The 21,319-nt window shown below is 42.6% G+C and carries 21 protein-coding genes; 9 read left to right on the forward strand and 12 right to left on the reverse strand.

Annotated features, from left to right (window positions below):
• Window positions 1–100 precede the first annotated feature (100 nt).
• A complete protein-coding gene (locus PseudUWO311_RS12015; RefSeq protein ID WP_142655465.1) occupies window positions 101–1,708 on the reverse strand; it encodes an Hsp70 family protein in 1,608 nt (535 codons plus the stop codon).
• A 205-nt stretch (window positions 1,709–1,913) separates the two neighbouring features.
• Between PseudUWO311_RS12015 and PseudUWO311_RS12020 the strand changes: the two genes are divergently transcribed.
• Window positions 1,914–2,372 carry a hypothetical protein gene (locus PseudUWO311_RS12020; protein WP_142655466.1) on the forward strand — a complete coding sequence of 153 codons (459 nt, stop codon included), beginning with the start codon at window positions 1,914–1,916 and terminating at the stop codon, window positions 2,370–2,372.
• Window positions 2,373–2,412: 40 nt separating this feature from the next.
• On the opposite strand, the gene PseudUWO311_RS12025 is transcribed toward PseudUWO311_RS12020, so the two are convergent.
• Together PseudUWO311_RS12025 and PseudUWO311_RS12030 are read right to left on the reverse strand one after the other, a co-directional pair.
• Window positions 2,413–3,186, reverse strand: coding sequence for a peptidylprolyl isomerase (locus PseudUWO311_RS12025; protein WP_142655467.1), 774 nt, complete (start codon window positions 3,184–3,186; stop codon window positions 2,413–2,415).
• A gap of 165 nt (window positions 3,187–3,351) precedes the next feature.
• Complete coding sequence (locus PseudUWO311_RS12030) at window positions 3,352–3,909, reverse strand: photosystem I assembly protein Ycf4 (RefSeq protein WP_263402936.1); 558 nt, start codon at window positions 3,907–3,909, stop codon at window positions 3,352–3,354.
• Between the two features lie 418 nt (window positions 3,910–4,327).
• On the opposite strand from PseudUWO311_RS12030, the gene PseudUWO311_RS12035 reads away from it, so the two are divergent.
• Together PseudUWO311_RS12035 and PseudUWO311_RS12040 are read left to right on the forward strand one after the other, a co-directional pair.
• The gene (locus tag PseudUWO311_RS12035) at window positions 4,328–4,894 is read left to right on the forward strand and encodes a hypothetical protein (protein WP_142655469.1); all 567 of its coding nucleotides are present in this window, start codon (window positions 4,328–4,330) and stop codon (window positions 4,892–4,894) included.
• A gap of 144 nt (window positions 4,895–5,038) precedes the next feature.
• Window positions 5,039–5,821, forward strand: coding sequence for a RibD family protein (locus PseudUWO311_RS12040; protein ID WP_142655470.1), 783 nt, complete (start codon window positions 5,039–5,041; stop codon window positions 5,819–5,821).
• Window positions 5,822–5,967: 146 nt separating this feature from the next.
• Here the strand turns inward: PseudUWO311_RS12040 and PseudUWO311_RS12045 are convergent, their stop codons facing one another.
• Window positions 5,968–6,483, reverse strand: a complete 516-nt coding sequence (locus PseudUWO311_RS12045) for a molybdenum cofactor biosynthesis protein B (protein ID WP_142655471.1) — start codon at window positions 6,481–6,483, stop codon at window positions 5,968–5,970.
• Window positions 6,484–6,720: 237 nt separating this feature from the next.
• Between PseudUWO311_RS12045 and PseudUWO311_RS12050 the strand changes: the two genes are divergently transcribed.
• Entirely contained in the window at window positions 6,721–7,314 is a 594-nt protein-coding gene (locus PseudUWO311_RS12050) for a cob(I)yrinic acid a,c-diamide adenosyltransferase (RefSeq protein ID WP_142655472.1), read from the forward strand.
• A 77-nt stretch (window positions 7,315–7,391) separates the two neighbouring features.
• Here the strand turns inward: PseudUWO311_RS12050 and PseudUWO311_RS12055 are convergent, their stop codons facing one another.
• A complete protein-coding gene (locus tag PseudUWO311_RS12055; protein WP_142655473.1) occupies window positions 7,392–7,745 on the reverse strand; it encodes a DUF565 domain-containing protein in 354 nt (117 codons plus the stop codon).
• Between the two features lie 66 nt (window positions 7,746–7,811).
• Window positions 7,812–10,484: an ATP-dependent chaperone ClpB gene (gene clpB, locus PseudUWO311_RS12060; RefSeq protein WP_142655474.1), complete on the reverse strand. Its 2,673-nt coding sequence runs from the start codon at window positions 10,482–10,484 to the stop codon at window positions 7,812–7,814.
• A gap of 204 nt (window positions 10,485–10,688) precedes the next feature.
• Here clpB and PseudUWO311_RS12065 point away from each other — a divergent pair, with 204 nt between their 5' ends.
• A complete protein-coding gene (locus PseudUWO311_RS12065; RefSeq protein ID WP_142655475.1) occupies window positions 10,689–11,651 on the forward strand; it encodes a hypothetical protein in 963 nt (320 codons plus the stop codon).
• Between the two features lie 32 nt (window positions 11,652–11,683).
• On the opposite strand, the gene PseudUWO311_RS12070 is transcribed toward PseudUWO311_RS12065, so the two are convergent.
• The 4 genes from PseudUWO311_RS12070 to PseudUWO311_RS12085 form a co-directional block, all read right to left on the reverse strand.
• Window positions 11,684–12,130, reverse strand: coding sequence for a CopD family protein (locus PseudUWO311_RS12070; protein WP_142655476.1), 447 nt, complete (start codon window positions 12,128–12,130; stop codon window positions 11,684–11,686).
• A gap of 67 nt (window positions 12,131–12,197) precedes the next feature.
• Window positions 12,198–12,920, reverse strand: coding sequence for an iron-sulfur cluster repair di-iron protein (gene ric, locus PseudUWO311_RS12075; RefSeq protein WP_142655477.1), 723 nt, complete (start codon window positions 12,918–12,920; stop codon window positions 12,198–12,200).
• A gap of 72 nt (window positions 12,921–12,992) precedes the next feature.
• Window positions 12,993–13,367: a group I truncated hemoglobin gene (locus PseudUWO311_RS12080; protein ID WP_142655478.1), complete on the reverse strand. Its 375-nt coding sequence runs from the start codon at window positions 13,365–13,367 to the stop codon at window positions 12,993–12,995.
• A 119-nt stretch (window positions 13,368–13,486) separates the two neighbouring features.
• Window positions 13,487–16,882, reverse strand: coding sequence for a PAS domain S-box protein (locus PseudUWO311_RS12085; protein ID WP_190303473.1), 3,396 nt, complete (start codon window positions 16,880–16,882; stop codon window positions 13,487–13,489).
• A gap of 328 nt (window positions 16,883–17,210) precedes the next feature.
• On the opposite strand from PseudUWO311_RS12085, the gene PseudUWO311_RS12090 reads away from it, so the two are divergent.
• Window positions 17,211–17,906: a Crp/Fnr family transcriptional regulator gene (locus tag PseudUWO311_RS12090; RefSeq protein WP_142655480.1), complete on the forward strand. Its 696-nt coding sequence runs from the start codon at window positions 17,211–17,213 to the stop codon at window positions 17,904–17,906.
• Here the strand turns inward: PseudUWO311_RS12090 and ispE are convergent.
• A complete protein-coding gene (ispE, locus tag PseudUWO311_RS12095) occupies window positions 17,903–18,811 on the reverse strand; it encodes a 4-(cytidine 5'-diphospho)-2-C-methyl-D-erythritol kinase (protein WP_142655481.1) in 909 nt (302 codons plus the stop codon). The genes PseudUWO311_RS12090 and ispE overlap by 4 nt on opposite strands.
• Window positions 18,808–19,077: a transcriptional coactivator PipX gene (gene pipX / locus PseudUWO311_RS12100; RefSeq protein WP_142655482.1), complete on the reverse strand. Its 270-nt coding sequence runs from the start codon at window positions 19,075–19,077 to the stop codon at window positions 18,808–18,810. Before pipX ends, ispE begins: the two co-directional genes overlap by 4 nt.
• A 248-nt stretch (window positions 19,078–19,325) precedes the next feature.
• Between pipX and PseudUWO311_RS12105 the strand changes: the two genes are divergently transcribed.
• The 3 genes from PseudUWO311_RS12105 (at window position 19,326) to PseudUWO311_RS12115 (ending at window position 21,295) form a co-directional block, all read left to right on the forward strand.
• On the forward strand, window positions 19,326–19,733 hold the full coding sequence (locus PseudUWO311_RS12105; RefSeq protein ID WP_142655483.1) for a hypothetical protein: 408 nt from the start codon (window positions 19,326–19,328) through the stop codon (window positions 19,731–19,733).
• Window positions 19,734–20,078: 345 nt separating this feature from the next.
• Window positions 20,079–20,261 carry a hypothetical protein gene (locus tag PseudUWO311_RS12110; RefSeq protein WP_142655484.1) on the forward strand — a complete coding sequence of 61 codons (183 nt, stop codon included), beginning with the start codon at window positions 20,079–20,081 and terminating at the stop codon, window positions 20,259–20,261.
• Window positions 20,261–21,295 carry a fatty acid desaturase gene (locus tag PseudUWO311_RS12115; RefSeq protein WP_142655485.1) on the forward strand — a complete coding sequence of 345 codons (1,035 nt, stop codon included), beginning with the start codon at window positions 20,261–20,263 and terminating at the stop codon, window positions 21,293–21,295. The genes PseudUWO311_RS12110 and PseudUWO311_RS12115 overlap by 1 nt, the downstream gene beginning before the upstream one ends.
• Window positions 21,296–21,319: the final 24 nt, after the last annotated feature.

The following is a 21,319-nucleotide window of genomic DNA, read 5'->3' on the forward strand; positions in this document are numbered from 1 at the left end:
AGTGATGCCTGCTATCAACTGAAGGTTTGAGTCAGAACGTAGAAATATACGTTTCTAGATTCTACAAAATTTCAGACGTTTAAGGTCATTTCTTAAAGATTCATTCTAGTTTGGCGATCGCCTGTCTGTTGATTAGTACCTGATCCGTCAGCAAATCGCTCACGGTCGCTATCAAAACTCGCCGATCATCGATTTCAAAATTTACAGTAATGCGATCGCTTCCTAACTGTCCTGAAGGATCGAGTCGCGCTATGCACACTTGATCGACCTCTGATTTTTTACTATTTGCGGCTAGCGATCGAAAATCCGATTGTTTCAGCAATTGACTGCTAGTCATGCGTCCAAAACTGTCATAGGTAACTTCAGCCTGCGAAATATCGGCAACCTCACCGATATCCAGCCAAATTTCGGTTTGTCCCGCGATCGCTGCTTGCAAAATTAAAGGCTCAGGGCGTTGGCAAGGATATTTTGTGCCCTTCTCAAACAAGGTATAGAAGGAATATTGATGCAGATAAGGTTCCCAAAGGCGAATCGCATAGCTATGCCGCAAATGATCTACAATCGCGATCTTCTGACCTAGAACTAAAGCCCCATGAGCGACTGCCTCAAATGGTTTGCCAAACTTGACTTTGGATTTGCCGAAATACGATATGATCAATTGCTGAATTGCCACAATCTGGCAGCTACCTCCCACTAACAGAATTTGCTCGATCGCCGCTTTACTAATACCCCGATTTAGTCCAATAGTCAGAACTTCATCAATAGCTTCGCGCAACTGCTCAAGCATCTGATTTTGTTCAAGAATTTCCGTCAATTCTTCTTGATTAAGCCTCAATTCGTGAGAAATCATATTCTCATCCAGCCAAATTTCCGCGACTTCCTGAACCACTGACAATTTGATTTTGATTTGTTCCGCTATTTCTAAAATACTGAGCCAACTAGCTTCCCTAATTTGCGATCGCGTTCTTCCCAATTGCCGTAAAAAATACTCTGCGATCCATCGATCAATATCAATTCCACCAATATAAGCATCAGATTTGGCAATCGCTTCAGCTTTGTTAACTTGTTTAGGATTGGTGGCGTTAGCGATCGGTGCAGTGCGTACTAAACTCAAATCTAACGTGCCACCACCAAAATCAATCACTAATACCAGCACATTTGGACGAGTAATCGCATAGCCTAGAGCGGCAGCAGTAGATTCATCGATAATTTGGAAGTTATTAACTTTTAGTCGTTCGGCGAAGTTCCTAAACCAGTTGAGATATGATTCAAATGCGCCAACTGGCACTGTAAATATTAATTGTGTTGGGTGGATATCTTGCAATATTAGTCGCTGCCATAGTTCTTTCAAGAACAGTTCTGCGATCGCTTCGGCATCATAAAGCTTGTTATCAATCTCACGCGCAGGTGATCGAAAACTAGCGACAATATCCCGCTTAAATCCTTGGAACATTCGCTTTGATTGATTTTCTAATAAATATTGCGATCGCGCTTGCTCTCCAAATAGAAATTCACCATAATCCGTCTGGGAGCCAAGCACATAGACTAAGCTAGGCACTAGCCAAGCAGTTCCCTCATCCACCTCAAAACCGTGAGAGATATTATCAAAATGCAAAGTTTTTGGTGTAGCAATATCGTGATCGCTGTCTGTTATAAGAATTGCGATCGCAGTATTACTAGTTCCAAAGTCAATCGCAACAACAGTCATGTTTACTCTCTTCCCAATGAATAATTAGTGGTACGAGATAAAGCCACGCACCACTAATTATTCATTTATAACATCTATCCTTTCCACCCAAGAATGAGTGGCGCTGAGCGCCGCACCACTCATTCTTGGGTGAGAGGGGAGTAGCTTGAGTTAAAGTAGAGATAGGCTCTATGTTGTGTTCTGAAATCTTAAGGAGCATAAACCGATGAAACTTATCATTACTGCGATCGCCGCGATTGGGGCAATCACTACATTTGCAGGCTCAGCACTCGCTGATGTCACCATTAACATCAGATTTGGATCAAGCCCCTCAAGCGACACCTATCAAACCTACGATTCCTATAACTCTAATCATCAGCACACTTATTACAATCCTTACCCCCAAAACTACAACCACCATCAAGATGTTAACTCTAGGGTGATTGTGCGGGAGATAGTCCCAATCCATAATTACGGCAAATCATGGAACTATCCTTCTGCACCTAGCGTGGTCTATCCTGCTAATTTTCCTGCGGCAAATCAATCGGTCTATAACCCATATAATGCCAACCTTGGAGGATATAGCAGCTATCCTACGTCAAATCCATCGATGATCTATAACCCTTATAACTCTAACCTTGGCGATCGCTATATTATCGAGCAACGGATCATTCGTATTCGTTAAAAAAAAGGAGCCTGCGAATGCAGGCTCCTTTTTTAATTTTTTAAGCAGGTTGCTTAAGGTTTTCTTCGCCTTTAATGATCGTTATCGATTCAATGCGATCGCCGACTTGAATTTTTTCAACTAATTCCATGCCTTCGGTTACATAGCCAAATACAGCATAGGATCCATCAAGAAAGTAAATATCATCAAGAGCGAGATAAAACTGGCTAGATGCAGAATTAGGAGACTGTGATCTCGCCATAGCGATCGCGCCTTTGTTGTGACGCAATTTTGGCTTTTGGGTAGGTGGTAAAATTTCGCCATAGACAGGCTGTTTTGCGCCATCAGGCAAAATTTCCAGAGGAATATAACGAGGCTGTGAAGTTACAGGATCAGTGAAATTACCCGTACCATTGCCAAGGGGATCGCCACCCTGGGCGACAAAGGGGGTTGGATCTTTAACCACTCGATGAAAAGTTAAGCCGTTATACAACCCACGCTTGACTAAATCGGCAAAATTCCCAGCGGTAACTGGTGCATTAACCCCATCAAGCTCGATCTTAACGGTTCCAGACTTTAGTTTTAATTCCACCGTTGCTGAGCCTTTAAGCTGCACAAATCTAGCAAGTGCCGCATCTAGTGAGTTTTCAGGACTGGCACTAGGCTTAGGCGATGCTGGGGTCGCAGCTGGCTTGCTGCTTGCGGCAGGCGAAGTAGTAGCTGATGTAACTGCCGAAGCAGTCGGCGAAGCACTTGCGGAAACACTACCGCCATTTGCGCAACTTGTGAGCAAAACACTCATTGCTAAAAAACAACTAAGAATCCAACGCAACATGTTTAACCCTTGATAACTAAAAAAACTACCTAGATGTAGGGTGTGTTAGCGCTAGCGTAACGCACCCAATAACCGCAATGGTACTTTAAGGGTGCGTTACGCTGACGCTAACACACCCTACTATAACTAGATGCGATGCGGCGCTTTGCGCCGCATCGCATCTAATTACAGCCCTTCCAATGGCACTGCCAAAAACTTGGCAATTTCTGCGGCTCGATCTTCGAGAGCAGTTAAAGCGATCGGTTGACCAACCTCTGATAGAGGTAAGTCACCTTTGCCCTTAACTCGCAAATATAATGCTCTCTTAGGGTTTAGTCCATTGCGAATTTCCACACGTACTGCCTGCACATCAGCAATCTTGTAGGTCAATTCAATGTTCTTGCTCTTACTACGTCCTTGCCGAAAAAGCGTCACCTTGCCACTGTTGCGATCAAACTCGTTGTAGCCGCTTCCATAATCGATCGCCATTACATAAAGCAGGTATAGCTCTAGCAATGTGCCAGCTACTCCATAAAAGGACAGCGCCAAACCTTGAGGCACAAATTCCAACTGTAGAGGCTCAGAAAACGGCAGCAAATTAATCTTTAAGAAACTCGATATTCCTGCTAGCAAAAAGCCCGAAGCCCCTATGGCAACAATAACCGCAAAGCAATAGTTACTAAAGCGCCGTGACCCGACAATGTCATATCGCAGAACATTGGATTGAGATTTTGTAGTTACCATCGGTTGAAACAATATTAAAAAAATTACTATGCTAAGGAACAGTATATAGCGGCTTGCAGTCTCTAGTATGTGTAAACTACTCGTAAGTAGCTAATCAAAATTAAAAACCCAGAGCCAAAATCTGCACCGCCCGCGTAGCGGGCAGTGCAGATTTTGGGGCTTTATATTTAATTTTGATTAGCTACTCAAGCAGCAATTCTCGTTCTCAAAACCAATTTTGAGATTTGGGATCAATGACCAATAGCTTTAAATACGGAGAGTTGCTGGATATATCTATGCTTCAGGCTGATCGCGATCGCAATCAGTTGTATCCCAAAAGATTTGCTAAGAAATGATGCGTAGAGTATCTTGATTAGACAAGTGACTCAAGACTAATTTCCAACCGTTACTTACCGACAATTACCTTTCCAAATTAATCGTGAAAAAATCACTCAATTATTCCTTAAAGCAAAGCCTACTCGCAGCGATCGCCGTTAGTTGTGTTGCGGTTATGTCAGCTTGTCAGCAACCACCAGCACCAAAAGAAACTGCGGCAACCACTAAACCCACAGCCGCAGCAACGGCAAGTCCTACTACCACCGCATCAGCATCTCCTACCACAAAGACTCCTGAATCTGCACCAGATAAAAGCCCCGCAACCGCTGCTAGTCTTGACAAGGTCGCAGGTGAATATACAGTCGTTTTAGACCCTAAAGTTTTAGCTGATGCTGAAAAAGAGGGTGTTAAATCCGTTACAGGTAAATGGACGATTAAACCTGAAGGTACTTTTGAAGCTACCCTCAAAGCAGTCTCTACTAAAGATGAAGTCCAAGAAATCAAGACTGCTGGCAAAATTTCAATCAAAGATGGCAAGGTTGTTTCTCAAGTTGAATCCGTTAATGGAGAAAAACCGCCCCAAGCTCCTCCCGAACAGCCTTACACCTTGTCCGCAGATGGCAAGGAATTGCAAGCTGATGGTCAGCCTGTAAAATTGGTCAAACAATAATCTTTTTAGGCAAGCAAGATCGCACTGCGATCTTGCTTGTTCTTTTAAGGTTTTGGATAAAATCAAAACCAAAAAGAGAGTTGCGGCGCGAAGCGCCGCAACTCTCTTTTTGGTTTAGCAAATACCGATCAAACTCGCTACAAAATGTATAACAGTTTCTACTCATCTCACGATCACATTTATAACTTTGAAGAACTAGCTTTCCCAACGGAAGGTGTGGAATTTGAGCTGAATGCAGGCGATCGCCCCGCTAAGCGTCCATATATTGCCTTCAATATGGTGTCTAGTGTCGATGGAAAAGCGACAACCTATCAAGGGAAACTTACAGGCTTAGGCTCGCGTCCCGATCGCCTATTAATGCAAAGACTGCGATCGCAATTTGATGCTGTTTTAGCTGGAGGCACGACGCTACGCCAGGATGCCTTTATCCCTACCGTACCTCCCGACCTATTAGAGGAACGTCAAAAAAACTTTTTGCAGCCTCAGCCTCTCGGCATCGTGATTAGTAATTCGGGTAATCTGCCTAGCGACCATCGGTTTTGGAATGCTGGGAAAGATTTGCGAATTGCTTTGCTGGGACAAGATACTTCCGTCGAACCTTGGCTCGAGGAGAAAGCGCAAATTTTTCGATTTCCCACCAATGATCACCAAATCGATATAAAACAAGTATTGGCAATGCTTTTTGAGAAACTTGGAATTCAGCGTCTTTTAGTGGAAGGTGGCCCCGCCCTAAATTATTCGCTAATCTCTCAAGGTTTAGCTGATGAGTTGTTTTTGACGTTATCTCCTCATATAGTTGGCGGAGCTGACAATATGACCGTTGTTGGCGGTTCAGGTTATGGGCTTGGTGGTACTGATTTACCCAAACTCAAGTTGCGATCGCTATACCACCATGAATCAGAGTTATTTTTGCGCTATCAATTTTAGGGCTTATGCAAACAACCAAAGAACTCAAGTTCTTGGCTAAAAGCTCAAGTCTGCTGAAGCAGACTAAAGAATAATTCCAATTAACCCGTTTCAACGGGTTTGAACTTTTAGCCCGCACTTGAGTGCAGGGCTACGCTATCAATTTGTTAATGCAAACCTTTAAGTTGGCGCACAAGATGAATAATTTCTGGCAAAATTAGCTGCTCGATCGCTAGTTTCACGGCATTACTCGAACCTGGCAGCGAAAAGACTAGCTTGCCTTTATAGATTCCTGCCTCCGATCGCGAGGCGATCGCTCTAGATCCCACTTCTTGCCAACTCAGATATCGAAACATCTCGCCAAATCCTGGGAGTGTCTTTTCCAGCAAAGCAGCGATCGCATCGTAAGTTGTATCTCGTGGCGCAATCCCCGTCCCGCCATTGAGAATAATCGCATCAAGATCAGCGATCGCGGCTAACTTATACATTTGCTCGCGAATCTCGTCGGGTTCGTCTTTGACTATGGTGTAGTAGTCCAGCAGATGCCCAGCATTAGTCATCGATTGTTTAATAAAATTGCCACTTTTGTCAGTTTCTGGTGTGCGGGTGTCGCTGACAGTAATTACTGCAAAATGGACTTGATAGGATGGTGGATCTGGACAAGGATTTTGAGAAGGCTTCATAGTTTTTAGTTAAGTATAACCTTGCAGTGTTTTAGCATTTGTGCCACTATCTGCAAACTCGTCACCAAAAATCTCCATTTGGTCGATCGCATTACTTATCAAAAATTTGCGATCGCGAAAACTTTGCCCTAGACATAGATCTAGACCATCCCAACGCCATTGCAGCTCAAGAGGAACAATTTCTACATCTAGTGTCTGCTATGATGCATAGTGGAAATTTAAACACTAGATTTGTTTATGGTGGCTCAAATTAAGACGGCTCAGATTAAGACGAAACCAACAAAAAACAACCAGAATCAGACCAAAACTAATCCAACAGATCTCAAATCGCCTAAAAGCGCATCTATCGTGACCCCAATTAAAGGCAATGTGCAGGTGTTTATCGCGCCCCACCGCAATCTCTACGCTGATATCATCGCGCAAGGCTTGCGGGTAGCGGGTCAAGGCACACAGGTATTACTAGTACAACCATTTCAAACAGGCATTAATCAAGGGTTGAAAAATCCTCGGCGGCTAGTCGAAAACTTGGAATGGCTCCGTTGTGAAGCTCAGCGGGACTTGTCACAGGATGATATCGAATTGACGGATGTCGAGAAATTGGCGGTACTGGAGCTATGGGAATATGCCAAGGTTGCGATTAAGTTAGAACATGCAAGTTTAGTTATTTTAGACGAAGCGAATTTGCTCGTAGCGCGATCGCTAATCACAGAGGAAGAATTGCTAGAGGTGCTAGAAACGAGATCGTCCAAGGTCAATGTTATCTTGACAGGCGCATCAATGCCTTCTCGCATTGCCGACTACGCTGATCAAGTCACCCACCGACGTAGTTAGACTACAAAAAAACTTTAAAAAGTGCTGCTTCGCAGCACTTTTTAAAGTTTTTTTGTTAAGAAAGCTCTCTTTCTTAATCATGAACCAAGCTTGAAGGCTTCTAGAAATAGTCCATATACCAAGCCTAACTTAATAGAATTCAATATTTCAGTAGTCAGTAGTCTTGGGGCTAAGCTTCCATCAACAGAAGTTACTCTTTTAGTACTATAAACATAGCGATTAGTAAGCTCCACAATCAAAACTACAATGGCTGCGCTCACGATATCTTGCTCAGATTTTGCTCCAGAAGCAGTGGAGACCACTGATGCTAAAAAGAATCCGAACAACAGACTAATCAGTATAAAAGATGTTCGCCGCCAAGGGTTCCGTGACCATTGCGATATTCTTGTAACGCTACCACTGACAATTGTACTAAGACGAGTATTTTGCATAAAAATCTCTCAACTGCTCTATATGTCAAGGATGTGCGGCGCAAAGCGCCGCACATCCTTGATACTTTAGCTAAAAACTAGTTTGTCATCCTCAACCGTAATCGAAATCTGATGACCTTCCGCAAAAGTTCCTTCTAGAATTTTATTGGCGATCGGATTTTCGATCTCCCTTTGAATCGCTCGTTTTAAAGGACGCGCACCATAGGAAGGATCATAGCCAACCGCAGCAATATAGTCTTTCGCTTCTTCGCTTAGTTTTAAAGAAATCTTGCGATCGCTAAGTCGATTTTCAATACGTTTAATTTGCAACGTAGCAATCGAGCGAATTTCATTGCGCCGTAAAGCATGGAAGATTACGGTTTCATCAATGCGATTGAGAAATTCGGGACGGAAGTGATTGCGAAGGACATCAAGGACTTTATCGCGCATTTCATCATAGCGAGAGTCGCCATCAAGATCGCTGGATAAATCCTTTGACACTTCGAGAATGCGATCGCTACCGATATTACTGGTCATGATGATCACCGTGTTTTTGCAATCTACCAAGCGCCCTTGACTATCGGTAATTCTCCCATCATCAAGAACTTGTAAAAGAATATTAAATACATCAGGATGCGCCTTCTCGACCTCATCAAATAGTACTACTGAGTAAGGATGGCGACGCACGGCTTCTGAAAATTGTCCGCCTTCCTCATAGCCAACATATCCAGGAGGCGCACCGATTAATCGCGAAACCGAATGTTTCTCCATATATTCCGACATATCGATCCGCACCATCGAGGCATCGGAATCAAATAGAAATTCGGCAAGGGTGCGAGCCAGCTCAGTTTTGCCCACGCCCGTGGGACCCAAAAATAGAAATGAACCAATTGGACGATTGGGATCATTCATACCCGCACGAGCGCGACGAATTGCTGAAGCTACCGAAGTTACCGCTTCTTCTTGACCAATAACGCGATCGTGGAGATGTTTTTCTAAAGTCAGTAATTTCTGCCGTTCTGAAAGCAATAATTTGTTAAGAGGAATTCCCGTCCAACGCGCTACAATTTCGGCAATATCATCTTCAGTAACTTGCTCGCGAGACAGAGATCCTTCAGAACCCGCAAGGCTAATTTCTAACTCAGCTTCATCCAGATTTTTCTCTAGCTCAGTTAATTTCCCATATTTGAGTTCTGCGGCTTTATTAAGATTAAACTCGCGCTCCATCTGATCGATTTGCTGCTTAGTTTGATCGATTTGTTCTTTCAATGAACGTAAATTCGTCACGGCATCTTTCTCAAGTTGCCAACGATCATTGAGACTGGTAAAGCGATCGCTGAGTTCATTCATCTCATTGTCAAGGCGTTCCAGTCGATCCTGTACGGCTTTACTGCTCTTGTTCTTATAGACTACTTTGCCATCTGCTTCCATTCGTTCGACAGCAGTGGCATCTTTTTCTTTTTGCAAAGAAAATCTTTCCATCTCTAGCTGTCTGATCCGACGATCAATTTCATCTAGCTCTAGTGGTCGGGAATCCATTTCCATTTTTAATTTGGCTGCTGATTCATCCACAAGATCGATCGCTTTATCTGGCAAAAAGCGATCGGTAATATAGCGATTAGAAAGGGTCGCCGCCGCTACTAGTGCTGAATCAGAAATAGTTACGCCATGGTGTAATTCGTAGCGCTCTTTTAGACCACGCAAAATCGAAATTGTATCTTCGACTGTCGGCTGCTCGATTAAAACTTGCTGAAAACGACGCTCTAGAGCTGCATCTTTCTCTATGTATTGACGATATTCATCTAAGGTCGTTGCGCCAATACAGCGCAATTCACCTCGTGCTAACATCGGCTTGAGAATATTTCCTGCATCCATTGCGCCTTGCTGTGTGGCTCCTGCACCCACCACGGTATGCAATTCATCAATGAATAGCACTATTTTGCCATCGGAATTGAGAACTTCTTTTAGAACTGCTTTCAGGCGATCTTCAAATTCCCCCCGATATTTTGCCCCTGCAATCAGCGACCCCATGTCCATACTAATAATCGTGCGATCTTTAAGAGACTCTGGTACGTCGCCACGAATAATACGCTGGGCAAGTCCCTCTGCGATCGCTGTTTTACCAACCCCTGGTTCACCAATCAACACAGGATTATTTTTAGTCCGCCGCGATAATACCTGTACCACCCGCCGAATCTCATCGTCACGACCAATCACAGGATCGAGTTTGCCTTGCTTCGCCTGTTCTGTAAGATCGCGGCCATATTTTTCCAAAGCAGCATACTTTGCTTCAGGATTTTGATCGGTGATGGTCTGGCTACCCCGTAGTGATTTGATTGTTTCTTCTAATTTTTTGCGATCAATGCTTAAATCCCGATATAGCCGCTTACCGATGCGATCGTCATCGGCTAAGCCCAACAGCATATGCTCAACTGCCATAAAGTCATCACCAAAGCCCTTGCGACTCTCCTCAGCGCGATCGAGCCATATCTCCAAGCTGCGCCCCAAATACAACTGCTCTGGACTCGCCACACGAGCCTGTCGCCGCAAAAATTCTTCAACCTGTCGCCGCGCCCGCGCCATCGGTACGGACATCGCCGCAAATACATTTGTGGTTAAGCCATCTTCTTGCTCCAAGAGCGCCATCAGCAAATGCTCGACTTCAAGTTGTTGATGCTGCGATCGCCTTGCGACCTCTTGCGACTTGACGATCGCTTCCCATGCTTTTTCGGTAAATTTTTTCGGATCGGTTGGTTGCATTGACTTTGGTTACAGCAGGCTTAAGTGTGATTGCTAACGTTAGTTAAAATAAGTTTACAATATAGTTTCTTGTCTATAGCAAACCTAAATAGTTTGTGAGACTATGCGACGAAAGGGCGTACTCTCTTAGACTAGCTTTATACAAACTTAGATCGCGATCGCTGTTACCATCATTGATAATTTCTGGAAAGGAGAAAGCCTTCGATGTCCGTAGTCAATCAGCAAGAAGTTTTGGCAAGCTTTAAGGTTTTGGTAAGCATGGCAAAAGCCGACGGTAAACTGCTTGAAGAAGAGTTTTCCAGTCTTGCCGATACTTTTGAAGAAATCCATCTACCTGAAGGCGTTACCGTTGATCGCCTCTTGAATGAAGAAGATGAGCCAATCGATACATTATTGACCCAAATCACTAGCGAGATCGCGCAGGAGATGGTTTATCAGTCTGCCTATGCGATGGCAAATATCGATGGTGAGTGCAGTTCAGAAGAAAAAGAGCTTTTAGATAAAATTGGTTCAACTTTCACGAGTTCTAGGCTTTGGGGCAAACAAGAATGGCTGGAGACCCTAGAGCGTCGCTCCACCAAATCTTCTATCTCGGAACAGGTGCGTCAAATCGATGATCCTGATAAACGGGCAGCCGAGGTTGAAAGTGCGACTACCGATGCTTGTTTTTTGAATGCAGTTTTAGGTGCTTTCCCCATCCCTGGGATCGCGATCGCCTTCGATATGTTGATCTACTGGAACCAACTTGATCTCGCTCAAGCGATCGGTCAAAGCTGGGGCTACGATCGCGCTAACGAAAATCTTCGCAAAGCCCTTTTTGGGAGTTTAGGAATCACTGGTACAAGGATCGCAGTTAGCAATCTAGCTAAACTTGTTCCTGTTTTTGGCATGGTAGTTGGTGCAACTACTGCTTATGCAAGTACATGGGCGCTTGGCAAAGTTGCCAACGAATACTATGCATCTGGTGGCGAAATGGATAGCTTTAGTCTCCGTCAAGCTTTTAAACAAGCGAAGAAAGAGGGTGAAGCTGTTTACAAAACTAAAGCTGATGAAATTGCAGCGAAGAAACAAGCGATCGAGCCTCAAGTTCAGTTGCTAAATGAGGAGCTGAAAGCAGGAAGTATTACTCCTGAAGAATATCAATTGAAGCTCAAAGAGCTGCTGTAAAAGAAAAAGGGGCGAATGCGCCCCTTTTTCTTTTACAAGAAACCACCGAGGCGAATTCCTGCGCCCAAAATAACAAATAGAACAGCTAGTGTCGTCACTCCAACAATGTGATAAGCCAAGGAATTCAAAGTCTCTTTAGTAAGATTTGGAATGATAAAAAAGCGTGCATGAATTGCCAAGGCGATCGTACCTGACAGAAGTAATAGTTTGATGCAGATATAAGTTGACAGATAAGAATCAAAGGCTAAGAAGTTCTGGAAATTCGGAAAATAAATCCATGTGAGCCATAGTCCTGTAGTCACCTGTAACAACAGTGCAGTCAGTCCAAATCCTTCAAAATGTTCTTCAAATTGATGAATGCGATCGGGATCGCGGTGCTTGAGTGCTTGAGGCAGAACGGTTACAGCCAATACCAGATGACCACCTGTCCAGACTGTGGCTCCTAAGATATGCAAAACAACTAAGATTTTAAATAACATTTTGTGATTTACAGGTGTAACCTGCCTTAGTCTAGGTTTCAAAAATACTGCGATCGCTTAATTCTGATTAGCTCTGATTGGCTTTGACTTGCTCTAGCGCGATCGCTTTAGGAAACAGAATATTGTTTTCCTTATGAATATGTTGATGCATATCTTGCTCAAAGTTCAGCAAACCATCCAGCATGGCGCGATAGGTGTTGCAAGCCCATTCTGGAGGATTGTAATTATTAGTGAGTTGACACAACTGACCGAGGGCAACACCAGCTTCATCATGTTCAAATTCCATCTGATGCACAGGATTTACGATAGTGCCGCAATGGAGAGAGGGAACTGTGGTGCTAGATTCTAACTGACGGATCATCGGGAATAAAATCTTCTCTTCTTTCTGCAAATGCGTTTCCAGTTCTTGGGATACAGCAAGAAATATATCCTTGATTTGGTGCAATCGTGGTTCCTTTTCACCATGTACTGCCGCAACTTTAGTTACCATCTTTTCCAAACGAGGTAGCTCAGTATGCAGATAGGCATGATGAGTTTGTTCGATGTGGTCAGCTAGTTCGGTGAGGGATAAATTTGCTACGGTTATCTCAGGATCTTCGGTTGAATTAGCGATCGCTTGGAGTTGGGAAAGAAATACTTGCGGATCAATACCTTGCTTATGACAAGCTTCCTCCAGAGACTTCTTGCCGCCACAGCAATAGTCAACTTTGGCTTGTTCAAACAGACGAGAAAGGGAAGAGCGATCGCGAACAATTTGACCTACGGTGTCACTGATTTGCAAAGTTGTCATATCTTTAAAATCTCAATTAATCTCATTTTTTATAAGTTCAAAGTGAGGCAAAGCCGCACTTTGAAAAAACATCTAGCCGTTCAAGACATCTTTTTTATGTTGAGGCGCTGCCGCCACTGCTGCTACTTCTGCCAAGAGGTCATCATTTACTCCCATCTCTTTGAGGGTAATCATCAAATCTTCGGTAACAGCCTCAAAATGATCGCTATTTAGACCCTGATTACTCACCAAATCTTTATGGGCTTGACGCATGTGATGACCGTCATATTTATCAGCACCGCCAAAAGCATAGGTGAGAAAAGCTTTTTGGTGATTTCTTTGCTTCACCATATCTGTATTTGCGAAAAAGTGTTTGATGCGATCATCCTGTAATACTCTTTCGTAGAATCGATCTACCGCTACGGCAACTGCTCCTGCGCCGCCGAGTTTTTCAAATAATGTTGTCATTTGGTTTCTTTTTTGTCTTGTGAAACCAGCATAGGAGAAGATTAACGAAGAAGCCTTTGACTTAAGTCAAATCCGACTTATATATACTTCCTTCCCAGTCTAAAAATAGACAGTCGGCCTTACATGGTATTAGATCTTAAGGTAGAAAATATCCGAACTATATCTTGAATTTTAAAGGGCTTGCTCAGGTAATAATTCATCCCTGCTTCCAAACAAGCCTTACGATCCTCTGGCATTACATTTGCGGTTATTGCCACGATCCACGGTTGATCCATAGAATTTTGGCGAATATGTCTGGTGGCGGTCAAGCCATCCATTTCTGGCATTTGTACATCCATTAACACCAAGTCGTAAACTTTTTGTTGAACAGCCGCGATCGCCTCTAACCCATTGTTAGCAATATCGGCTTGATATCCTAATTTTTTAAGAGTAATACTGGCAATTTTTTGATTGAAGAGGTTGTCTTCTACTAACAAAATGCGGAGAGGAAATTTCTCAGACATATGGGTATCAATTTTGAGTTCATTGCTATCCAGTTTTGCGGTGTGAGGCGTTGAGAAGCTAGGCAATAGATCGATCTCAAAATGGAAGGTAGTGCCTTGTGAATCTAAGGTGGGTAGCCAATTTAATGGCGGATTACCACCAACATGACCGAGGCTTTCTGCCCAAATTGTACCTCCCATTAATTCTACTAAACGTTTAGTAATGGCTAAGCCCAGTCCTGTACCACCATATCTTCTACTGATCGAAGCATCGGCTTGAGTAAAGGCTTGAAAGAGTTCCGCTAGATATTCGTGCTGAATGCCTATGCCTGTATCACGCACGGCAAAGGTGAGTTTGTATGGCTCAGTTTTGTTATTAGGCGATTGACCACTAATAGCGATCGCTACATGACCACTTTGCGTAAATTTAATGGCATTGCCAATTAGGTTTAGTAGGATTTGGTGGAGTCGCGTACTATCACCAATAAATTTGCTGGGAAGATGGGAAGCGATCGCATAATTGAGTTGGATCTGCTTATCTAAGGCTTGTTTGTTTAAAAGCTTGCATACAGACGACAAAATATCATCTAAAACAAATTCCTTAGCTTCTAGTGTCATCATCCCTGCTTCGATTTTAGAGAAATCAAGGATATCGTTGACGATCGCTAGTAAGGTATCTCCACTATCTTGAATAATTTGGACAAGATTTTGCTGTTCTGCGGTCAAATTAGTGGCGGAAAGTAATTCTGCTATACCCAATACACCATTCATCGGTGTCCGTAGCTCATGACTCATATTTGCCAGAAAATTACTCTTAGCCTTTGCCGCCGCTTCTGCATCTTCCTTCGCTTTGGCGAGTTCTATTTCGGCTAGCTTGCGATCGCTAATATCAATACAGGAACCGATATAACCTAAAAATTCTCCATTAGCATCAAATCGCGGTACACCTGTATCTAGAAGCCAGCGATATTCGCCATCAAATCGTCTGAGGCGATACTCCATCTCAAACTTTTGACGGGCTTCAAAGGCTTGGACATAGGTATCTAAGCAAAATTGCAAATCATCAGGATGCACACCCTCAGCCCACCCATTCCCATATTCCTGCTCTGTCGTTCGCCCAGTGAAGTCTAACCAACTCTTGTTAAAGTGGTAACAGAGCTTATCTAATCCAGCTAGCCAAATTAAGACTGGGGCATGATCTGCCAATTGTTGAAATCTAGATTCGCTTTCACGCAATGCAATTTCATTTTGCTTTCGCTCCGTAATATCTCTAGCAAATTGAATCACTTTATCTTCAGATATAGGTGAGATATTGGCATCAAACCAAATTTCTTTACCATTAATATCTAAACTATATTCACAACTTACGATTTTTTTGGTTGCTAAAGCTTCTCTAGTTGCCTTCACAATAATTTCAGCGACTGACCAAGGAAGTTCTTCATAAATAGACTTACTTATCACTTCTTTAAGAGTGCCCAACAAATTTGTGGTTTTAGTAGTAACGACTTTGAGACAAGTTCCTTCAGCATTACGAACTAAAACCACATCACTCATGGCTGCAAATAGCGCATTCTGCTCCTCATAGGCTTCTCTTAGTTTAGCTTTACTTTCTTTTAAGGCAAATTCAGCACGTTTGCGATCGCTAATATCCACATGGGTACCAAGAAATCGCAAGGGAGCGCCATCGGCGACGCGACTAATAATCTTTCCCCTTGACAAGATCCATTTATAACTACCATCTTTGCATTGAAGACGATGTTCGATCTCGAATTGGCTGGTTTCACCAAGAGAATGTTTATCAATCTCTGCATAAGCATTCTCAAGATCTTCTGGATGAACGCGAATATGCCATTCGTTAAAATCGTTATTAATTTCGCTATCTTCAAATCCAAGCATAGCTTTCCAGCGAGGAGAGAAGAAGACCTCATTAGTTTGTACGTTCCAGTCCCAAACGCCGTCCCCACTGCTTTCGAGCGCAAACTGCCTACGTTCGGCATCAACTTTGAGGATATATTCTTTCTGTTTACGCTCGGTAATATCTTCAAATATGTATAATCTGCCAAAATATCGATCTTGGAGATCGCGAATTTGCTTAGAAAAGCGGCGAATTATACGCTGGTCTACAAATGGAATTTCATCTTCAATAGTGATGCGATTTTCTTCACTCTGTAACGGTTTACAGGATTCAATAAAAGCAGATAAATTAGCGATTAAGGGAATGCAATCAGGAATAATATCGTTGTTTTTCAGTTCCCCACTTTGCATTCTCGCTTCTAAATGCTCAATATTCCAAATCTCACAAAAATAATGGTTAAAGTAGAGAATCTTATCAGTGCGGTTGTCTACCACAAAAAAGGCGAGTGGCGATGCCTCGGACATTGTTTGTAATAGGACTTCTTGCCAGAGTAGTTCTGGCTCAAATTGGCGATATTCTGTCGAGTTAGATACTGACTGCGTAGTTGATAAAGGGATTTTGGGTTGGTTTGTGATTAATATCTGAAATTTGGAACTCCCTAGCGCGATTCCTAATTGAGTTGCGATGTTATGGAGTAGACTGATTTCTGAAGGTTGCCAATAACGGGGGCGATCGCATTGATGGACAATCAGCAAACCAAATAGATGCGGTTGCGAACCAACCAAGATTGGCATAACTAGATTTGCTCTTACCTGCATCCTTGCTAACAAATTTGCATAACATGGCTCCATTAGCTTAGTATGCGTATCTTCGATAACGCTAAATTTACCTTCTTGATAAAGCTGAGCATATTTGCTGGCAAAGCAAGGATCGCCAATTAATTCCCCAACAATTGCAGTCCACCCCTCACCCACTGACTCAGCCATCACCACGCCATCGCCATCGGAAAGAAACTGATATATTAATGCGCGATCGCATCCCAGCAGATCTCTTGTCTGTTGAACAACAACGTTCAACAGATCGTTCAAATTTGAGGCATTACTAATCTCTAAAGATAACGATATAATACGCTCTAAAATTTCTGCTAAATGATTTTCAGTCGCATCGTTTAATGGCATTGTAACGCCCATCACGTAGCTGTTTCATACTTAGACTATACCAGATATTCTCTATCGCGGTTTTCATATCACCTTTTCCTTGAACGCTTTATTTGATTGCTAGATTTAGACCTTACCTTGATTAAATCTCACCCTGATTTTCATAAGCTTTGCTCTTATAGCTCCATTTCTAGCTAACTTTGTCCTTAGTATTGATTTACAGCAATTTCTGATCAAACGAACCACGAGGAAAAATCTGAAAGCTTTGCAAAGCAATGTTTTCAGATTTTTCCTCGGTTTGGGTTTGATCGCAAAGCGCTGTAAGCTATGCCATAAATTTTTGAATGAAATGTTAAATAGAACAGAGTTAAGTAGTTGGCTTCAAATGATTCTTATTTTTCGAGGATTGTCATCGGAGCAACTGATGCCTTTAGCCCAAATCGCTCAACTGCAAAAATTTCAAAAAGGAGAGATGATCTTTTTTCAAGATAGTGTGGCGACAGGATTTTTTGCAGTCCAAACGGGGCGGGTCAAGGTATTTAAAATGGCATCTAATGGCAAAGAACAAATCTTACATTTGCTCAACATATGTGATTACTTTGCTGAGGTTCCCGCCCTTGACGGCAAAGCTTTTCCAGCATCAGCGATCGCATTGGAATATACAGAATTAATCTTCTTTCCTCGGCTTCCATTTCTGGATTTACTTCACCAATATCCTGCGATCGCTATCAATATGTTGATGAGTCTAGCGAACCACGCACGCAAACTAGCGCATATGGTCGAAGAACTATCATGCAAAGATGTACCGCAAAGACTAGCATCCTATCTATTAGATTTAAGCGATCGCGAAAATCAGGCTAATGTCATTACTTTAGATGTCACTAAAACTCAACTAGCTGCGACTTTGGGGACAATTCCCGCCACCCTATCTAGAGCATTGTATCGCCTGAGCCATGAAGGATTAATTGCAATTAATGGTTCACAAATAGAATTGTTAGATCGAGATCGTTTACAAGATGCCAGCGATTACAGACATGAAGCTTAAGCATCAAAAATAGAACGAACTAGGCTCTTAACTACCCAAACATCGATATCATCAGTTCTTACTGCTTCAGCAATTTGCTGAGCGCGATCTAGATCAGGCGCGATCGCAAATACCGTTGATCCTGAACCTGACATCATTGCGCCAAGACATTCTTGATCGAGCAATTTATTTTTGAGATCTGCGATCGCAGGATATTCAGGCAAAACTACGCGTTCTAAATCGTTATACAACAATCGTCCGATTTTAGTTGGAGCAGACTCACCACCAGAGGCGATCGCTGCCACGATTTGGCTAGACAAATTTTGGTTTTTAACTTGACTGGTTGCCAGCAAACCTTGCTTGCGGAAAGTTTGGTATGCCCATGCGGTAGCGATCGCAATCTGACGTGGTTTACAAATTACTAATACTAAATCTGTGAGATCAGGCAAAGGCGAAAGAACTTCGCCTCGACCTGTAGCTAAAGCTGTGCCACCAGAAACGCAGAAAGGAATATCGGAGCCTAACTGGGCAGCAAAATCACAAAGCTGTGACTGGGTGAGTCCCAAATCCCAAAGGCGATCAATCCCCACAAAAACTGAGGCGGCATTTGCCGAGCCACCAGCTAAACCTGCCCCCATAGGAATCTGCTTATCGATCGCAATTTCCAGCCCCCCAATCTCTGGATAAATACTCTGCATCAAAGCTGCCGCCTTGTAAGCCAAATTAGTGCGATCACAGGGCACTTCAGGATTAGTACATAGAACTTGAATTTCATCAGTCCCAATTTTACGAATATCAACGCGATCGCACAGATCGATACTCTGCAAGATCATCACTAAATCGTGATAACCATCAACACGATTTCCCGTAATCTCCAGATAGAGATTAATTTTTGCGGCAGCTTTAAGAGAAATACGCGAGGTCATTGGGAAAAAGTTCGCTTATATATGTGCTGTAAATTTTTTTGTTCATTATCAGTCCCACTGCGCCGCAGAGATCTCATTTGGTTTTCGACCATGAGCTTGGCATCTGCTCGCGAGACAGGCTCAAACTGAACTCCGTCAGGACTAGTAGTAATTAGGAAAAACAACCTTTGTGCGTAGAGTGTTGTGAACAAACTACGAAACTCATCTACTCTACATAAGCGAGATAGCAAGCCAAAAGTGGGATGATTTAGATAATGTTCGGACATTTGGCGGGCTTGAAAAATTTAGTAAGTTGGATGAACTAGGAGAGATGAATTTTTTCTGTATCGTAAACAACATGAGTTTAACGAAACTATCGGGATTGGGGATTTATAAAGAAGCTTAAAAATCCCTAGAAATTAGACAATACAACCTATTCGATAATATTACGATTATTATTTTGATATGTTTAGTGCGATTAATCAGGAAATGTTATCAAACCTTAACGACTTTTCCTCCCGAATTCGATCAAATTATGACTAAAATTTTTAATTTTCATATTCTGGCAAGACTAGTTTTAGTTATTGTGCTGATATCCAGTCTTTTCTCAGTGCCCCGATGGGCGATCGCTGCTGAACGCCGTCCTGTGATCCCAGCTAATGGTCAGCCGATTCTCAGTGGCAATATGCATGGATCTGACTGGATGGCTGCTTCCAATGATTCTAAGCAAGCCTATTGCGAAGAAGCCTTTGCAGCTTTTCGTGGCTCTGCGGCTCAAAGCTATATCATTAGTCACAATATTCAAAGCCTTAGTCCAGAAGGACTATGCGATCGCATGGATCAGTACTATAGCCTTGAGGAATACGCCGATGATCGTCTCGGATCGGCAGCTGCGATCGCTCCAATTTTATTCGCCGATACACCTCTTGGGACTAAATACTAAGACTTGCGGCAATTTGCGATCAAATTAATCACAATAAATATCTTAAAAGTCATGCTTTGCAGGACTTTTAAGATATTTATTGGTTTGTGTTTAGATGCAACGCGCTGTAAAAAACAAAAATTTTACAAAGCCTAGACTTTCATTTTGGAGCTAGGGAACATGTGAATTAATCACTTTGTCTGTGTACTAAGTGACAGTTACAACTAATTCGATCCGTATAATTACTCATTAGATATATTTATGGTACACAAAAATACACATGACATAAGATAGAATCTGAGTTATAAGATATTTTTGTTGTTTTCGTGGTGTGATCGCAACGTTTTCAAACGTTTTAAAGGAAGTATGAGCAAACAAACTGAAGCCCCATCTAAAGAGATTTCTAAATTGAACGTAACCGCTAAAAAGTTATATTCCGAAGAAGTTCAGGCTGAACTTGCGGAATTGCAATCAGATATCGATGTTCTTTTCCAGCAATTGCAAAGCTTAAGCCGTCAACGCCTGACCACCGTAGGGAGTGCTCAGTAGTGGTTGCCATACAAAACTCTTCACACACTCTTACCCCTGAGACGACCCTCCGCGACATTATTAAAACTATCCCTTCTGAATACTTTGAGAAAAAACCTCTCAGAGCTTGGTTGAGTGTTTTATTCTCATTAACAACTGCTGCGCTTGGTTATGCCAGCATTGCGTTTTCTCCTTGGTACTTATTGCCTTTTGCTTGGATTTTTACAGGTACGGCTCTAACTGGCTGGTTCGTAATTGGACATGACTGCGGACATCGATCTTTCTCAAATAAAATTTGGGTTAATGATCTTGTTGGTCATATTGCTTTCTTACCATTGATTTTTCCTTTCCACGGTTGGCGATTCAAGCATGATTATCACCATCTGCATACCAATAAGATGGGTGAAGATAATGCTTGGTATCCATTTACCATCGATGAATATGAGAAAGGAAAAGGGCTTATTTCCAATGTTTATCGATTGATTCGCACCCGTTTTTGGTGGACTGGCTCGATTATTCATTGGGCAAACTTACATTTTAATGCCAGCATCTATCCTGAGCGCCAGCAGTCTCAAGTCAAGTTTTCCTATAGATTGGTAATTGCCTTCGCGGCGATCGCATTTCCAACTTTGATTATCACCACAGGATTCTTTGGCTTTATCAGCTTTTTTGTAATGCCTTGGCTTGTATATCACTTTTGGATGAGCACTTTTACGATTGTTCATCACACAATGCCAGATATTCAATTCAAAGATAAGGACAAATGGCACGCAGCTACCGACCAGCTAACAGGAACTGTCCATTGCGACTATCCAGCTTGGGTTGAGTGGTTATGTCACGATATAAATGTGCATGTCCCTCACCATGTTTCGACTGGTATTCCCTCGTATAACTTACGCTTAGCACATAAGTCTCTCGATGAGAATTGGGGTCAGTATATGTACAAGACTAAGTTCTCTTGGGCTTTAATGAAGGATATTGGTGATCGCTGTCATATCTACGACGCGGAGAAATGTTATAAAAGTTTCGATGAAGTTGATGCTAAATCAGCTTAGATAAAAAAAGAGATGCAGCGCAAA

Origin of the sequence: Pseudanabaena sp. UWO311 (assembly GCF_006937785.1) — a bacterium.
Taxonomy (GTDB): Bacteria; Cyanobacteriota; Cyanobacteriia; order Pseudanabaenales; family Pseudanabaenaceae; genus Pseudanabaena.

Bases quoted from the DNA above. Each gene is read 5' to 3' on its own strand.
- PseudUWO311_RS12015 (WP_142655465.1), bottom strand. From the start codon at position 1,708: ATGACTGTTGTTGCGATTGACTTTGGAACTAGTAATACTGCGATCGCA.
- PseudUWO311_RS12020 (WP_142655466.1), top strand. From the start codon at position 1,914: ATGAAACTTATCATTACTGCGATCGCCGCGATTGGGGCAATCACTACA.
- PseudUWO311_RS12025 (WP_142655467.1), bottom strand. From the start codon at position 3,186: ATGTTGCGTTGGATTCTTAGTTGTTTTTTAGCAATGAGTGTTTTGCTC.
- PseudUWO311_RS12030 (WP_263402936.1), bottom strand. From the start codon at position 3,909: ATGGTAACTACAAAATCTCAATCCAATGTTCTGCGATATGACATTGTC.
- PseudUWO311_RS12040 (WP_142655470.1), top strand. From the start codon at position 5,039: ATGTATAACAGTTTCTACTCATCTCACGATCACATTTATAACTTTGAA.
- PseudUWO311_RS12045 (WP_142655471.1), bottom strand. From the start codon at position 6,483: ATGAAGCCTTCTCAAAATCCTTGTCCAGATCCACCATCCTATCAAGTC.
- PseudUWO311_RS12050 (WP_142655472.1), top strand. From the start codon at position 6,721: ATGGTGGCTCAAATTAAGACGGCTCAGATTAAGACGAAACCAACAAAA.
- PseudUWO311_RS12055 (WP_142655473.1), bottom strand. From the start codon at position 7,745: ATGCAAAATACTCGTCTTAGTACAATTGTCAGTGGTAGCGTTACAAGA.
- clpB (WP_142655474.1), bottom strand. From the start codon at position 10,484: ATGCAACCAACCGATCCGAAAAAATTTACCGAAAAAGCATGGGAAGCG.
- PseudUWO311_RS12065 (WP_142655475.1), top strand. From the start codon at position 10,689: ATGTCCGTAGTCAATCAGCAAGAAGTTTTGGCAAGCTTTAAGGTTTTG.
- PseudUWO311_RS12070 (WP_142655476.1), bottom strand. From the start codon at position 12,130: ATGTTATTTAAAATCTTAGTTGTTTTGCATATCTTAGGAGCCACAGTC.
- ric (WP_142655477.1), bottom strand. From the start codon at position 12,920: ATGACAACTTTGCAAATCAGTGACACCGTAGGTCAAATTGTTCGCGAT.
- PseudUWO311_RS12080 (WP_142655478.1), bottom strand. From the start codon at position 13,367: ATGACAACATTATTTGAAAAACTCGGCGGCGCAGGAGCAGTTGCCGTA.
- PseudUWO311_RS12085 (WP_190303473.1), bottom strand. From the start codon at position 16,882: ATGCCATTAAACGATGCGACTGAAAATCATTTAGCAGAAATTTTAGAG.
- PseudUWO311_RS12090 (WP_142655480.1), top strand. From the start codon at position 17,211: ATGTTAAATAGAACAGAGTTAAGTAGTTGGCTTCAAATGATTCTTATT.
- ispE (WP_142655481.1), bottom strand. From the start codon at position 18,811: ATGACCTCGCGTATTTCTCTTAAAGCTGCCGCAAAAATTAATCTCTAT.
- pipX (WP_142655482.1), bottom strand. From the start codon at position 19,077: ATGTCCGAACATTATCTAAATCATCCCACTTTTGGCTTGCTATCTCGC.
- PseudUWO311_RS12105 (WP_142655483.1), top strand. From the start codon at position 19,326: ATGACTAAAATTTTTAATTTTCATATTCTGGCAAGACTAGTTTTAGTT.
- PseudUWO311_RS12110 (WP_142655484.1), top strand. From the start codon at position 20,079: ATGAGCAAACAAACTGAAGCCCCATCTAAAGAGATTTCTAAATTGAAC.